General features: G+C 75.3%; 11 protein-coding genes and 1 pseudogene. 5 read left to right on the top strand and 7 right to left on the bottom strand.

Annotated features, from left to right (window positions below; all coding sequences use genetic code 11):
* Positions 1 to 585, bottom strand: a complete 585-nt coding sequence (locus tag ACZ4W9_RS26085; RefSeq protein WP_467939847.1) for a (2Fe-2S)-binding protein — start codon at positions 583 to 585, stop codon at positions 1 to 3.
* A complete protein-coding gene (locus ACZ4W9_RS26090; protein ID WP_467939849.1) occupies positions 585 to 1,478 on the bottom strand; it encodes an FAD binding domain-containing protein in 894 nt (297 codons plus the stop codon). Before ACZ4W9_RS26090 ends, ACZ4W9_RS26085 begins: the two co-directional genes overlap by 1 nt.
* Before the next feature lie 354 nt (positions 1,479 to 1,832).
* Between ACZ4W9_RS26090 and ACZ4W9_RS26095 the strand changes: the two genes are divergently transcribed.
* Together ACZ4W9_RS26095 and ACZ4W9_RS26100 are read left to right on the top strand one after the other, a co-directional pair.
* Positions 1,833 to 3,506 (top strand): PucR family transcriptional regulator, encoded by a 1,674-nt coding sequence (locus tag ACZ4W9_RS26095; protein ID WP_467939851.1) that lies wholly within the window; start codon positions 1,833 to 1,835, stop codon positions 3,504 to 3,506.
* Between the two features lie 167 nt (positions 3,507 to 3,673).
* Positions 3,674 to 4,438, top strand: a complete 765-nt coding sequence (locus ACZ4W9_RS26100; RefSeq protein ID WP_467939853.1) for a hypothetical protein — start codon at positions 3,674 to 3,676, stop codon at positions 4,436 to 4,438.
* Between the two features lie 156 nt (positions 4,439 to 4,594).
* On the opposite strand, the gene ACZ4W9_RS26105 is transcribed toward ACZ4W9_RS26100, so the two are convergent.
* The gene (locus ACZ4W9_RS26105) at positions 4,595 to 5,299 is read right to left on the bottom strand and encodes a GntR family transcriptional regulator (RefSeq protein ID WP_467939855.1); all 705 of its coding nucleotides are present in this window, start codon (positions 5,297 to 5,299) and stop codon (positions 4,595 to 4,597) included.
* A gap of 178 nt (positions 5,300 to 5,477) precedes the next feature.
* Here ACZ4W9_RS26105 and ACZ4W9_RS26110 point away from each other — a divergent pair, with 178 nt between their 5' ends.
* Positions 5,478 to 6,320 carry a (2Fe-2S)-binding protein gene (locus ACZ4W9_RS26110; RefSeq protein WP_467939857.1) on the top strand — a complete coding sequence of 281 codons (843 nt, stop codon included), beginning with the start codon at positions 5,478 to 5,480 and terminating at the stop codon, positions 6,318 to 6,320.
* Positions 6,321 to 6,561: 241 nt separating this feature from the next.
* A complete protein-coding gene (locus ACZ4W9_RS26115; RefSeq protein ID WP_467939859.1) occupies positions 6,562 to 7,608 on the top strand; it encodes a DUF2637 domain-containing protein in 1,047 nt (348 codons plus the stop codon).
* A gap of 69 nt (positions 7,609 to 7,677) precedes the next feature.
* Here ACZ4W9_RS26115 and ACZ4W9_RS26120 read toward each other — a convergent pair whose 3' ends face one another.
* The 3 genes and pseudogenes from ACZ4W9_RS26120 to ACZ4W9_RS26130 form a co-directional block, all read right to left on the bottom strand.
* Complete coding sequence (locus ACZ4W9_RS26120) at positions 7,678 to 8,151, bottom strand: ATP-binding protein (RefSeq protein ID WP_467939881.1); 474 nt, start codon at positions 8,149 to 8,151, stop codon at positions 7,678 to 7,680.
* Positions 8,152 to 8,451: 300 nt separating this feature from the next.
* Positions 8,452 to 10,194, bottom strand: a complete 1,743-nt coding sequence (locus ACZ4W9_RS26125; RefSeq protein WP_467939861.1) for a pyruvate dehydrogenase — start codon at positions 10,192 to 10,194, stop codon at positions 8,452 to 8,454.
* 68 nt (positions 10,195 to 10,262) lie between these two features.
* Positions 10,263 to 11,439: pseudogene (locus ACZ4W9_RS26130) on the bottom strand (protein phosphatase 2C domain-containing protein).
* Between the two features lie 413 nt (positions 11,440 to 11,852).
* Here ACZ4W9_RS26130 and ACZ4W9_RS26135 point away from each other — a divergent pair.
* The gene (locus tag ACZ4W9_RS26135; RefSeq protein WP_467939863.1) at positions 11,853 to 12,845 is read left to right on the top strand and encodes a helix-turn-helix domain-containing protein; all 993 of its coding nucleotides are present in this window, start codon (positions 11,853 to 11,855) and stop codon (positions 12,843 to 12,845) included.
* Positions 12,846 to 13,079: 234 nt separating this feature from the next.
* Here the strand turns inward: ACZ4W9_RS26135 and ACZ4W9_RS26140 are convergent, their stop codons facing one another.
* A complete protein-coding gene (locus ACZ4W9_RS26140) occupies positions 13,080 to 14,366 on the bottom strand; it encodes an SGNH/GDSL hydrolase family protein (RefSeq protein WP_467939865.1) in 1,287 nt (428 codons plus the stop codon).
* Positions 14,367 to 14,792: the final 426 nt, after the last annotated feature.

Raw genomic sequence — 14,792 nt, forward strand, 5'->3', positions numbered from 1 at the left:
TCAGACCCCCTCGGACTGGCGGGCGGCCGCCAGGCGGACCGCGTCCATGATCTTCTCGTAGCCCGTGCAGCGGCACAGGTTGCCCGACAGCGCCTCGCGGATGTCGGCGTCGGTCGGGTTCGGGTTGCGCTCCAGCAGTTCGTCGGAGGCGACGAGCAGGCCCGGGGTGCAGAAGCCGCACTGGACGGCGCCGGCGTCGATGAACGCCTGCTGGACGGGGGCGAGTTCCGTGCCCTCGCCGGTCTGGGAGTCGGTGCCCCCGGCCTGCCAGTGCCGGGCCTCGTCCAGGCTGGTGCCGCCGCGGGCGCCGCTCGCGCGGCCGCTCTCGGCGCGCTGCTTGGCGAAGTCCGCGAGGCCCTCGACGGTCACCACGTCCCGGCCCTCGGCCTGACCGGCCGCGACCAGGCAGGAACACACCGGCACGCCGTCCAGGCGGACCGTGCAGGAACCGCACTCGCCCTGCTCACAGGCGTTCTTGGAGCCCGGCAGGCCGAGCCGTTCCCGCAGGACGTACAGGAGCGACTCGCCCTCCCAGACGTCGTCGGCCTCCTGCGGACGCCCGTTGACGGTGAAGTTGACGCGCATTACGCAGCTCCCTCGGTGGCGCGGCGGGTGCCGCGGTACGACTCCCAGGTCCAGGTCAGCGTCCGGCGGGCCATCACGCCGACCGCGTGCCGGCGGTAGCTCGCGGTGCCCCGGACGTCGTCGATCGGGTTGCAGGCGGCCGAGCACAGGTCGGCGAACCGCTTGGCGACCGACGGGGTGATGATCTTTCCGTTGTCCCAGAAGCCGCCCTCCTCCAGAGCCGCGTTCAGGAACTCCTCGGCGGCCTTGGCGCGCACCGGGGTGGGGGCGGCGGAGCCGATGCCGGTGCGCACGGTCCGGGTCCCGGGGTGCAGGGCGAGCCCGAAGGCGCACACGGCGATGACCATGGCGTTGCGGGTGCCGACCTTCGAGTACTGCTGCGGGCCGTCGGCCTTCCTCACGTGCACGGCGCGGATCAGCTCGTCGGGCCGCAGCGCGTTGCGCTTGACGCCCGTGTAGAAGGCGTCGATCGGGATCAGCCGGGTGCCCCGGGCCGCCGACGCCACCTCGACCTCCGCGCCGGCGGCGAGGAGGGCGGGGTGGGCGTCGCCGGCCGGCGAGGCCGTGCCGAGGTTGCCGCCGACGCCGCCGCGGTTGCGGATCTGCGGGGAGGCGACCGTGTGCGAGGCGAGCGCGAGGCCCGGCAGCTCGGCACGGAGCTGTTCCATGATCATGGTGTACGGGACGGAGGCGCCCAGCCGTACGCTCTCCTCGCCGACCTCCCACTCGTAGAGATCGCCGACGCGGTTCAGGTCGAGCAGGTACTCGGGCCGGCGGTGGTCGAAATTGATCTCGACCATCACGTCGGTGCCACCCGCAATCGGCACAGCGGTGGGGTGCTCGGCCTTCGCGGCGAGCGCCTCCTCCCAGCTGGCGGGGCGAAGGAAGTCCATGACCGGCTCTCTTCTTCGTCTCGTGGGTCGTTCGGATCGAGCCAATCCGTGTGCGGCGGGCGCGGCTCGTTCATGTGCTGTTCACGCGGAGTGGACTCAGTACACCGCTCTGTGCTCCGGCGGGGTCAGTCACCGAAACCATGAAGGAGTTGGCTGGCCAGGGCGGGCATCTTGTAGATTCGTATGAACGGAGGCCTTCGGTAACCTCTCCGATTTCCTGGGGAAACGCGGGAAACAGCGCGGAGAACCGCACGGCGCCTCCCCGGGCGTCCGGTTCCGGGTGCCCCGGGAGGGCCCCGGCCCACCCCCCAAAGATCCATCGTAGGTTTCGAGACAAAGAACGGCGGCGACGAGATGCGGCTGCGCGCACTGCTGGACACCGATGCGCTGGGCCTGCGGCTGCTCGGCGGCGAGGACGAGCTGGACCGCGCGGTACGCGGGGTCATGACCACCGATCTGCGCGACCCGAGCCGCTACCTCTCCGGCGGTGAGCTGGTGCTGACGGGCCTGGCCTGGCGCCGGGACGCCGCCGACTCCGAGCCCTTCGTGCGCATCCTGGCGCAGTCCGGGGTGGCGGCCCTGGCGGCCGGCGAGGCGGAGCTGGGCGATGTGCCGGAGGACCTGGTGCTGGCCTGCGCCCGGCACCGGCTGCCGCTGTTCGCGGTGCACGAGTCGGTGGCGTTCGCCACGATCACCGAGCACGTCGTCCGGCAGGTCTCCGGCGAGCGGGCCGGGGACCTGGCCGCGGTGGTGGACCGGCACCGCCGGATGATGACCTCGGGCCCGGCGGGCGGCGGCCCGGACGTCGTCCTGGACCTGCTCGGCTCCGACCTGGACCTGCGCGCCTGGGTGCTCTCCCCCACCGGCCGGCTGATCGCCGGCTCCAAGGTGGGGGGCCCGGCGCTGCCCGCCGGCGCCTGCGCCCGGCTCGCCGCCGAGCATCTGGCGGCCACCCGCACCGGCCGCCGCGGTCCGCACCGCGTCCAGCTGCACGGCACCACCTACTCCCTCTTCCCGGTCCGCTCCTTGGGCCGCTCCCCGCAGGCCGCCCGCGACGTGCGCGAAACCGTGCTGTCGGACTGGGTGCTGGCGGTGGAGGCGGACGCGGGCGACTGGCCCGGGGAGCGGCTGGACCTGCTCCAGGGCGTCACCCAGCTGATCGCCGTCGAACGCGACCGCCGGGACGCGGCCCGCACGGTCCGGCGCCGGCTCGCCCAGGAGGTGCTGGAGCTGGTGCAGACCGGCGCCCCGCCCGCGGAGATAGCCGCGCGCCTGCGGGTGGCGGCGCCGGTGCTGCTGCCCGGGCTCGGCGCGGCCCCGCACTGGCAGGTCGTGGTGGCCCGCGTGGAGTGGGAGGGCGGGGAGATCGACGGCGGCCCGGTCGCCCAGTCGCTGCTGGAGGAGGTGCTCGTCGACCCGCTGGCGACCGGCCCGGAGCCCTCCGACCGGATCGCCGTCGCGCACTCCGGCGGCGAGGCCATCGCCCTGGTGCCGCTGCCCGCGGTCGCCTCCGAGCACGACGGCTCGGAGACCGGCCTGCTCGCCGACGCCCTGCTCCAGGCCGTGCGCGAACCGCTGTCGGCGGGCCTGGACGACGACGGCCGGCTCACCCTCGGCGTCAGCGCCGCCGTGCACTCGGCGGAGGGTCTGCGCGGCGCCCTGGAGGAGGCCCGGCACGCCCGCCGGGTCGCCGCCGCCCGCACCGGCCGGGTGTGCGCGGCCGGCCACCAGGAGCTGGCCAGTCACGTGCTGCTGCTCCCCTTCGTTCCGGACGACGTCCGCCGCGCCTTCACCGCGCGGCTGCTGGACCCGCTGAAGGAGTACGACCGCCGGCACCGGGCCGAGCTGATCCCGACCCTGGAGGCGTTCCTGGACTGCGACGGCTCCTGGACCCGCTGCGCCACCCGGCTCCACCTGCACGTCAACACGCTGCGCTACCGGGTCGGACGGATCGAGCAGTTGACGGCGCGGGACCTGTCCCGGCTGGAGGACAAGCTGGACTTCTTCCTCGCCCTGCGCATGAGCTGAGCCCGGCGGGGGCGCGCGGCGGCCGGAGTCGGCCACGTCCGCGTCCCCCTACTTTGTGAAATTTTTCACCCGTCCTCTTGGCCGGGCCGGGCGAATGGTGCTGGAATGCGGCCACCACTCAACAGCTCGATGGCGCGCATGGGGAGGGCAACGTGGCGCATACCGCCATGTCCGGTAACGGAACGACCCCTGACGATCCTCTCCAGACCGCGGTATGGCGGCTGCGCAGCCGGGCCTGCTGGGCCGACGCGGCGGCCCTGCTGCCGGCCGACCGGGCCGCCCCGGCGCTGCAGCGGGCCGCGCTGCTGGTCGAGCGGTGCCTGTACACCGAGCGGGGCTGGGCGGAGGCGGAGGACGCGCTGCGCACGGCGGAGGCGCTGGCGCACGACGACGAGGAACGGGGGGCCGCCGCGTGCGAGCGGGGCCAGCTCGCCTACACGGCCACGCTGCACGGCGTCCGCGACCGCGCGGACGAGGCGCGGGCCGCGCTCGGCAGGGCGGCGGCGCTGATCCCTCCGGGGTCGCCGGAGCGGGCCCTGCTGGACTTCCGCCGGGGGCTGGTCGCGGAGAACCTGACCCGCTCACCGCAGGCGGCGCGTGCCGCGTACCGCCGGGCGCACGCGGCGGCGGGGGCTCGCGCGGATTCCCTGCTGCTGTCCTTCACCTGGCGGCACCTGGCCGGACTCGCCCTGCGGGACGGGGAGTTGGCCGATGCGCGGCACGGCTTCGCCGAGTCCCTGCGGATCCGCGAGGAGCTGGGCTATCTGGTCGGCACGGCGCCGGCGCTGGTGTCCCTGGCCGACACGGAGGACGAACCGGAGGCGTCCCGCCTGCGCGAGGAGGCCCGGCGCCTGTTCCGCCTCCTGGGGGGCGTGCCGACCTGGCTGGCGAGACAACTGGCCCCGCCGGCACCGGGGGTGGCGACGGCGTAGGGGTGGTGACGGGACATCGGGCGGGGTGGCCCGGGTGCGTGGCCGGAGGCAGGGCCGGGGACCTGCTCACGCGGGTCCGGGGGACGTCCCACCCCAGGGGCGTGGAGGCACCCAGGGGCGTGGGGGCACCCCAGGGGCGTGGGGAACCGCGAGGGCTCAGCCCGCGCCGGCGAAGTGCTCGCGCACCAGCCTCCGCACCGTCTCCACGTCCCCGAGGCCCAACGCCTCCAGCAGGGCCACGTGTTGCGCCGCGTCGGCGACCAGGTCGGCCCGTCCACGCCGCACCGGCGGCCACTGCGCCCGCCGGTGCAGATCCTCGGCGATCCGGACCAGTTGCTCGTTGCCCGCCAGGGCGAGCAGCGCCCGGTGGAAGGCGCGGTCGGACTCGGCGTACGCCGCGGGGCAGCCCGTGGCCGCCACGCGCACCGTCTCCTCCGCCAGCGGCCGCAGCCCGGCCCACCGCTCGGCCGGCACCGTGCGCGCGAGCCGCATCATGACGGGCACCTCGAGCAGCGCCCGCACCTCCGCCAGCTCGGCCAGCTCGCGCGCCCCGCGCTCGAGCACCCGGAAGCCGCGGTTGGGCACGACCTCGACGGCGCCCTCCAGCGCGAGCTGCTGCATGGCCTCCCGCACTGGCGTGGCGGAGACGCCGAACCGCTCCCCGAGCGCCGGCGCCGAGTAGACCTCGCCCGGCCGCAGGTCGCCGGTGACCAGCGCGGTGCGCAGCGCGTCCAGGATCTGCCCGCGCACCGAGGAGCGCCGTACCGCGTCCCGGGGCAGCGGAACCGGCCGCTCGGCGTACGGGTGCCCGTCCCGGGCCGCGACCGGCTTGCCCGGGGAGCCCTGCACGCCCTGCTTCACGGGTCCTCCTGGCGGCTTGTCGGTACTTGGGGTCATTGACGGCGGGTTGTCGGTTGTCCGTCAAGCACCTTAGGCGCACGGGGCGGCAGGTCAAACTCCGGCGCGACTAGTAAGGTGAGCCTTACCTTTCAGCCTGGTCCGTGACCACGGACGCGTCCAAGGATCGGTGGTTGTGCCCATGCCCGCCGCGACCTCGCCGCTCACCGCCGCCTACGACCGCCTCGCCGCCGCCTTCCCGGGGCTGAGGGTGGCCGAGCTGGGCCCGGACGACCCGGCGCCCGGCGGCCCGGGCTGGGTCGAGGCCGCCGCTCTCGCGGCGGGCGGCGCGGCCCTGGACACCTTCCTGGCCTGGGACGCGGCACAGGTGGAGCGGGACTACGGCCGTCCGGCCCGCCCCGACGTCGTCGCGAGCTTCGGCCTGCACCGCTACGCCTGGGCGGCCTGTCTGCTGATCACCGTCCCGTGGTTCCTGCACCGCCGGGTGCCCCGGCTGCCCGTGACCCACGTCGGCCACGACCGCACGACGGGCCTGATGGCCGTGCGCCGCCCCGTCTCCGTCGCCTGTCTGCCGGACGACCCCGCCGCCGCGCTGCCCGGCACGGCCGTCGTCCCGGACGAGGAGGCGCTGCGGGCCGAGGTGCGCTCGGCCCTGGCCGAGCACCTGGATCCGGTGCTCGCGGCCTTCGGGCCCCGGATGCGGCGGCGCGGACGCGCGCTGTGGGGCATGGCGACCGACGAGGCCGTGGAGGGCCTGTGGTACGTCGCCGGGCTGTTCGGCGAGGAGGAGGCGGAGCGGGCCGTGCGGGAGCTGGAGCTGCTGCTGCCGGGCGCGACCCCGCCGTACGCCGGCTCGGCCGGGTTCCGGGTGCTGACCGCCGCGGACGGCGCGCCGCTGCGCACCCGGGACCGGGCGAGCTGCTGCATGTTCTACACCGTTCGCCCGCAGGACACCTGTGTGACGTGTCCGCGCACCCGGGACGGCGAGAGGATCGCCAAGCTCACCGCCGCCGCGGCCGGTTGAGGAACCGCCCCGGCCGGGCACAACTGCCCCACCCCGCACGGGAACTTTTGCCGGAACCATCCGTACGGGTAGTCTGTTCGAACTCAACTCCCGCCCCTCACGCGGCAGTTCGAGCAGAACGCCGTCCAGGGCATCCCTCGCGCACTCCCTTGGCGGCCTCTTGCCCCGAAACCCCCTGAGGGACGTCGGGAATGGGCCACTATGGCGGGCGTTACGCCCTATCCCCATGCAAGGGACCCTGATGAGACTGACCGACATATCGCTGAACTGGCTGCTTCCGGGCGCCGTCCTGCTCCTGGGCATGCTGGTGGCAGTGGCGGTGCTCGCGCGCGGCAAGCGCTCCTCCGGGGAGAACGCGAGCGCGGACGACTCCTGGGAGCGCAGCGAGGAGCGCCGCCGGCGCAAGGAGGCCCTCTACGGCACCGCCTCCTACGCGCTGCTGTTCTGCTGTGCGGCGGTGGCGGCGGCCCTGTCCTTCCACGGCCTGGTCGGCTTCGGCGAACAGAACCTCGGGCTGAGCGACGGCTGGCAGTACCTGGTGCCGTTCGGCCTGGACGGCGCGGCGATGTTCTGCTCCGTCCTCGCCGTGCGCGAGGCCAGCCACGGCGACGCCGCCCTCGGCTCCCGGATACTCGTGTGGCTGTTCGCCGCGGCGGCGGCCTGGTTCAACTGGGTGCACGCGCCCCGCGGGGCGGGCCACGCCGGTGCTCCGCAGTTCTTCTCCGGCATGTCGCTGTCGGCCGCCGTGCTCTTCGACCGGGCGCTGAAGCAGACCCGCCGGGCCGCGCTGCGCGAGCAGGGCCTGGTGCCGCGCCCGCTGCCGCAGATCCGGATCGTGCGCTGGGTGCGGGCGCCCCGCGAGACCTACCGGGCCTGGTCGCTGATGCTCCTGGAGGGCGTGCGCAGCCTGGACGAGGCGGTCGAGGAGGTCCGCGAGGACAAGCGGCAGAAGGAGCAGGACCGGCAGCGCCGGCGCGACCAGCAACGCGTGGAGCGGGCCCGGCTGAAGGCGATCAGCCGGGGCCACCGCGGCTTCGCCGGCCGGGGTGCCGGCCGGCAGGCCGAGGTGCAGCCGGTGGAGCGCGCGGCGGCCCCGGCGCCCACCGCGGAGCCCGCCATATCCACCCCGGAGCCACTGCCCGTACGCGCCCGGCCCTCGCTCCAGCCGGTCCGCGGCGCGACCGAGCCGCTGACCGTCGACCTCACGGCCGAGGACGACACCATGGCCCTGCCGCGCCTGGACTCCCTGGAGCGCAAGCTCAAGGACCTGGAGAAGCAGCTCGGCTGACCCGTGGCATGGCCGCGCGGCGCGGGGCGGGGCGTGACCGGTGGGGTCGTGCCCCGCGCCGGGGGCCGCTCAGGCCGCCTCGGTGCCCAGTTCGAACCACACCGACTTGCCCACCCCGTGCGGCCGTACCCCCCAGTTGTCGGCCAGGGACTCGACCAGCACCAGGCCGCGGCCGTGGGTGTCGTCGTCGGTGTCCGGGACGTGCACCTCGGGCTTGCGGGCCACGAAGTCCCGTACCTCCACGCGCAGTCCGTCCGGTTCCAGCACGGCCGTCAGGACGGCGTCGTGGTCCGTGTGGACGAGGGCGTTGGTGACGAGTTCGCTGGTGAGCAGTTCGGCGATCTCCGAGCGGCCGGGTTTGCCCCAGTGCCGCAGCAGTTCGCGCAGCGCCCGGCGGGCCTCCGGCACCGCCCTGAGGTCCGCCCGGCCCAGTCTGCGCCGCAGCCGTCGCGCGTCGTCGGTGATGGTGTCGGTCTCGTCCCCCGCTGTCGCCGGGAAGGCCCCGATGGTCACGGAACCGCCCCCTCGTGCCTGCCTCTTCATGGCCCCCGCCCGCACGCCGCCGAGTCCCTGCCCCTCCTGGTCGAACACGTTCACGGGGGATGCTTGCCCAGCGGACACCGGGGCAGTCCTGACGTATGCCCGATGACCGGCGGTTCGGCCATATCCGCACAGCGTCCCCGCCGCCCGGGGCACCGCTCCGCCGCCACGCACCGGGCGCCACGGACGCCGCAGGACGCCACGGACGCCCCGCGACGGCGGCCCGGCCCCGTCCGGCACCGGTGGTCGGCGCTCCGTCACGCGCCGTGAAACTGGCCGAAATGCGCTCCCCCTTGGGGGCGCTTACGGGCGTGGCACGTTTCGCAGGTTGGAGCGGGCCATCTGGAGCATCCGGCCGACCCCTCCGTCCAGCACGATCTTGGAGGCGGACAGCGCGAACCCGGTCACCATCTCGGCGCTGATCTTCGGCGGGATGGACAGGGCGTTGGGGTCGGTGACGATGTCCACCAGGGCGGGCCCCTTGTGCCGGAACGCCTCCCTGAGCGCCCCGGCGAGCTGCTTGGGCTTCTCCACCCGGATGCCGTGGGCACCGCACGCCCGGGCCACGGCGGCGAAGTCCGGGTTGGTGTTGGCGGTGCCGTGCGAGGGCAGGCCCGCGACCAGCATCTCCAACTCGACCATGCCGAGGGAGGAGTTGTTGAACAGCACCACCTTCACCGGCAGGTCGTATTGCACGAGCGTCAGGAAGTCGCCCATCAGCATGGAGAAGCCGCCGTCCCCGGACATGGCGACCACCTGCCGGCGCCGGTCGGTGAACTGGGCGCCGATGGCCATCGGCAGCGCGTTCGCCATGGACCCGTGGGAGAACGAACCGATGATCCGGCGGCGGCCGTTGGGGGTGATGTAACGGGCGGCCCAGACATTGCACATCCCGGTGTCGACGGTGAACACCGCGTCGTCGTCGGCGACTTCGTCCAGCACGGCGGCCACGTACTCGGGATGGATCGGGACGTGCTTGTCGACCTTGCGGGTGTAGGCCTTGACCACGCCCTCCAGCGCGTCGGCGTGCTTCTTCAGCATCCGGTCGAGGAAGCGCCGGTTCGTCTTCTCCTTCACCCGCGGGATCAGGCACCGCAGCGTCTCGCGCACGTCGCCCCAGACCGCGAGGTCGAGCCGGGAGCGGCGGCCGAGCACCTCGGGCCGCACGTCGACCTGGGCGATGCGCACGTCGTCGGGCAGGAAGGCGTTGTACGGGAAGTCGGTGCCGAGCAGGATCAGCAGATCGCACTCGTGGGTGGCCTCGTAGGCGGCGCCGTAGCCCAGCAGACCGGACATCCCGACGTCGTACGGGTTGTCGTACTGGATGTACTCCTTGCCCCTGAGCGCGTGGCCCACGGGTGACTTGATCTTGCCGGCGAACTCCATCACCTCGGCGTGCGCGCCGGCCGTGCCGCTGCCGCAGAAGAGGGTGACCTTGCCGGCCGCGTCGATCATCTCCGCCAGCCGGTCGATCTCGGCGTCCCCGGGGCGCACGGTGGGCCGGGAGGTGACGAGGGCGCTCTGCGCGGCCTTCTCCGGGGCGGGCTCGGCGGCGATGTCCCCGGGCAGCGAGACCACGCTCACCCCCCGCTGCCCGACCGCGTGCTGGATGGCGGTCTGCAGCAGCCGGGGCATCTGCTTCGGGCTGGAGATCAGCTCGCTGTAGTGGCTGCACTCCTGGAACAGCCGGTCCGGGTGGGTCTCCTGGAAGTAGCCGAGCCCGATCTCGCTGGACGGGATGTGCGAGGCGAGCGCGAGCACCGGGGCCATGGAGCGGTGGGCGTCGTACAGACCGTTGATCAGGTGCAGGTTGCCGGGGCCGCAGGAGCCGGCGCAGGCGGCCAGCTTCCCGGTGATCTGGGCCTCGGCGCCGGCGGCGAACGCGGCGGTCTCCTCGTGGCGCACATGGATCCAGTCGATGGCGGCGTTGCGGCGGACGGCGTCCACGACCGGGTTGAGGCTGTCGCCGACGACGCCGTAGAGGCGGCGCACTCCCGCGCGGACGAGGATGTCGACGAACTGCTCGGCTACGTTCTGTTTGGCCATGGCTCGCGTGTGCCCCTTCGCTCCCGGAATACGGCCCTGCCGTTTCCATCAATCCACAGGGGCCGCGGTTACGCCTCCCACACGGCCGGCGCCGTACGGTCGTCGGCGTACCCCTTCACCCGTACCCGGGCGTCGGCGAGGAAGGCGGCGAGGCCGGGCGGGGCACCGCCGGACCAGCGGCGGGCCAGGCGGGCGCGCAGGGCTTCCTCGTCGCGCAGCGGCTCGGCCAGGCCCGCCGTGCACAGCACCAGCACATCACCCGGGCGGGCTACCGAGGCGCGGAACCGGAACGGCGCGGGGCGGGCCCGGGGCCGGACGGCCCGGCCGCGCCGTGCCGAGGTCCATGGTGAGCCGGTCGCCGTCGGCGGTCCGCTCCGGCGGCACGCCGAAGCCGTCGGCGCCGCCGGCCGTCAGGCGGGGCTCGATGTCCTGCCAGGCGCCGTCCCGCAGCCGGAACAGCCCGCCGTCGCCGACGCCGAAGAACACGCGGACGCGGCACTCCGGGTCGGCGGGCAGCAGCAGGCAGCGCAGGCTGCCCGGGACCGCGCCGGACGCGGCGTCCTGTCCGGCGGCGTCCGTGCGGAGCCTGCCGAGACCGCGGTCGGCGAGCCGGCGCAGTCCGGCCTTCAGGTCGGCGCGCCGGGCCGCCCGGACGTCCTGCGCGAGCCGCTGGTGGCTGCGGCCCACCGCCCGCGCGATCTCCCGGCACGCCCCGGCCGCCGCCAGGTGCGCGCCCGGCACGGCCCGGGCACCGGCCGCCATCGCCACGAGCACCAGCGCTTGGTCCCCGGCCCCGAACCGCGCGACGAGCAGCGCGTCCCGGCGCGGTTCGCCCCGGTAGCGCGCCGAGTCCCCGCGCAGCGACACGGCCCGCAGTGTGCACGCCCCGTACCGGGCGCCGTCCAGCACGGTGTCCGGGACGAGTTCGTCCGGAGCGTCGGGGTCGGCGAGCGGGAGGGCGGTGGGTTCGGGGTCGTAGGTGGGCGGGCCGGAGCCGACGTAGTCCGGGGTGCCGGCGGGGGCGACGGGGTGGTCCGGAAGCGGGGGCCGGGGCCGCTCCGGTCCCGGGGGAGGCGACGGCTTTCGGGGGCGCGGCCGTTCCGTCACGGTGTTCCGCGCCGAGGCGAACCGGTCGTCCAGGGAGTCGGGCGCCTGCGCGGGACCCGTGTCCGGCGTGACACCGTCGTACAACTCCCCCCACCAGTCGTCGTCTTGACGAGCGGGACTCGCACCCTGCTGGCTCATGCCCCTGATTGTCCACCGCACGGGCCGCCGGAGAACGGCGCACCGGGAGAATACGGCGCACCGCCCGACCCGGACAGTGTGTCGAGCGGGGGCGGGAACAGCGGTGCGGCGGAAGGTCGCCGGACGGCCCCACCCCCCACGGGAGGACCGCCCGGCGACGTTCGAGGTGGCCCGGCCCCGGATCCCCTCACACGCGCTCACACACGTCCGGGCCCGGGCCACGACACCGGCCGGGTTCCCGGGATCGCGCCCGTGAACCAGGTGAACGGCGGTGCGTGCCGCGGCTGCTGTCACCTTGGCAGACGCGCCGCCGCTACGGCGATGATGTGGGGCGGCGGATTCACGCCGTGGCCGTTTTCCGCCACGCCGCTGTGTCTCCGCCTGCTCGACGCGACAGGGAGGGACGCAGGGCGATGCTGGCAGCGATAGGCCTGGACGACACGCACGAGGCGGCCTACCGGGCACTGGTGTCCGTGGGCGCGGCCGACGTGGCCGATCTGGCGCGGCGCCTGACGCTGGCCGAGCAGGACGCCGAGCGGGCGCTGCGCCGGCTGGAGCGGCAGGGCCTGGCGGCCCAGTCCCCGGCCCGGCCGGGCCGCTGGGTGGCGGCGCCGCCCGGGGTGGCGCTGGCCGCGCTGCTCACCCAGCGGCGGCACGAGCTGGAACAGGCGGAGCTGACGGCCGCGCTGCTCGCGGAGGAGTACCGGGCGACGGCGGCGGAACCGGCGGTGCACGACCTGGTGGAGGTGGTGACCGGTGCCTCGGCGGTCGCGCAGCGCTTCCTCCAGCTCCAGTTGGGCGCCGCCGAGGAGGTGTGCGCGCTGGTGACCGGCGACCCGATGGTGGTGTCCGGGATGGAGAACGACGCGGAGGAGCGGGCGGCCGGGCGCGGGGTGCGCTACCGGGTGGTGGTGGAGCGGGCGGTGCTGGACCGGCCGCACGGGCTGACCGAGCTGCGGGCGGCGCTCGGCCGGGACGAGCGGGTCCGGGTGGTGGACCGGGTACCGACGAAGCTGGTGGTGGCCGACCGCTCGCTGGCGCTGGTGCCGTTGACTTCGCGGACCGCCGAGCCGGCCGCGCTGGTGGTGCACGCCAGCGGGCTGCTGGAACTGCTCGCCGGGCTGTTCGAGTCGGTGTGGCGGGAGGCGCTGCCGCTGCGGCTGGGCGTCGCCGGGGTGACCGAGGTGCGGCCGGACGCCCCGGACCCCATCGATCTGGAGGTGCTGTCGCTGCTGCTGGCGGGGCTGACCGACGCGAGCGTGGCCAAACAGCTCGACGTGGGACTGCGGACCGTACAGCGCCGGGTGCGGCGCCTGATGGAACTGGCGGGGGTGACGACCCGGCTGCAACTGGGCTGGCACGCCTGGGAGCGGGGCTGGGTGACCCGGGAGGCCCCTCACCGCTGATCCGCGTCCGGGCGCCGGCACGGGCACGCGCGCACGGGCACGAGCCGGAGCGGCGGGCGTGGGCGCGGAACGCTGGACGCGAGCGCGGACTCCACCGGCCCGCGCCTGCCCCCGGGTCCGGGCGGAGCCCGCGACGTCGGGCGGGGACGCGGGCCTGTGCCCGCTCCTGCCCACGCCCGGGGCCGGGCGTCAGCCGGGACGTGGGGCGCAAGCGTGAACTCCGCCCGTTCGTGCCTACGTCCGGGGCCGGGTACCGGCCGGGGCGGTGGGTGTCGGCGGCGCGGTCCGCACGGCGCCGGCGGACGGGACGGGGGCGGTGGGCCGGAGGAGGCCCGCGGGTCGGTGGGTCAGGGCATGGTGGACGGTGCCGGCCACGGCGGCCATGCCGGCGTCGTTGAAGTGGAGATGGTCGCCTGGGTCGTAGGCGGGCAGGATGCGGGTGGGATCGGCCGGGTCGCGGACGGCGGCGTCCGCGTCGGCCACCGCGTCGAAGGCGCCGCCGGTGCGGATGAAGGCGTTCACCCGCAGCCGTACCGCCTCGCCGGCCGGGGTCCAGGCGGGGTAGCCGCCGTACGGGGTGAGGGTGACGCCGACGACCGGAACGCCCCGGGCGTGGGCGCGCGCCACCAGGACGCGGTAGGCGTCCGCGTAGACGGCGGGGTCGTACGCCTGCGGGATGCCCTTGATGTCGTTGATGCCCTCGAAGACGACCAGCGCCCGCACCCCGGCCCGGTCCAGCGCGTCGGCGTCCAGGCGGGCGAGGGCGCTCGGTCCGGTGCCGTCGCGCAGCAGGCGGTTGCCGGCGATGCCCGCGTTGAGAACGCCGAGCCGGTGGCCGCGCAGCCGCTGGGCGAGCCGGTCGGGCCAGCGGTGGTTGGCGTCGGGGGTGGAGCCGTTGCCGTCGGTGAGCGAGTCCCCGAACGCGACGACGCTGCCGGCGGCGGACCCGCGGACGTCGACGCCGGTGACGTAGTACCAGCGGCCGGTGGTCCGGGTGTACGCGGTGCCGTCCTCGTCGGCGGCCCGGCCGGCGCCGGCCGGCGCGAGGTAGCTGGTCTGGAGGGCGGTGCGGTGGTAGGTGGCGGGGCCCGAGTCCTCCGGGGTGTACACGGTGACGAGGAGGTCGGCGGCGGACGGCACGCGCAGCGGCACCGCGTCGGTGACCGCGTCCGCGCCCGGCGGGACGGTCACCTCGGAGGCGCCGTGGAAGGTGGCGGTGCGCAGGGTGCCGGGCAGGGCGTCGGGTCCGGCCGCCCGGCGCAGCGCCACGGTGACCGCGCCGAGGCGGAGCGGCCGGGTCCCGAGCCGGTTGCTGAGCCGGACCCGGACGGCCGTGCCGCCGACGCTGAGGTGGACGACGTTGCGGACGGCGGCGCCGGGCAGCGCGGCGGCGGTGCCGGAGGGCGCGGTCTCCCAGCTGCCGGTCCAGGGCGGCGGGGCCGGCCGGGCGGCGGCCGGTGCCGTCAGAGCCGCCGGCAGCAGCGAAAGGAGGACCGCGAGGACCCGTACGACCTTGGCCATGTCTGCCCGCCCTTCCAGGAGGCCCTTCGCAGCCGAAGGTCCCACATCCCGGCCCGGCAGGCCGTCCCCCCGCCCCCGGATCCACCCGTTCGGCGCAACCCCGCCCCCGGTCCGTCCACCACGGGACCAGGCGCACGGCCCGTTCAGGGGCCGTTTAGGGTCGGGGGCGCAGCCGCGCCGCGTGGACCACGCGGGCCGGGGGGATGTCGCACGAGGGGAGAACGAGGCGATGACGGCGTGCGAGAGGTGCGGTGGACCGGGACACCGCCGGCCTAGGGGGGGGGGGGGGGGGGGGGGGGGGGGGGGGAGGGGGGGGGAGAGAGGGGGGGGGGGGGGGGGGGGGGGCGCGGGGGGGGGGAGGTCCGCGGGCGGGTCGACCCGCAGTAGCTTGTCGACCAGCTCGTCCAGCTGGGCGCGTGCCTTGTC

This window comes from Streptomyces sp. NPDC029296 (genome assembly GCF_055569255.1).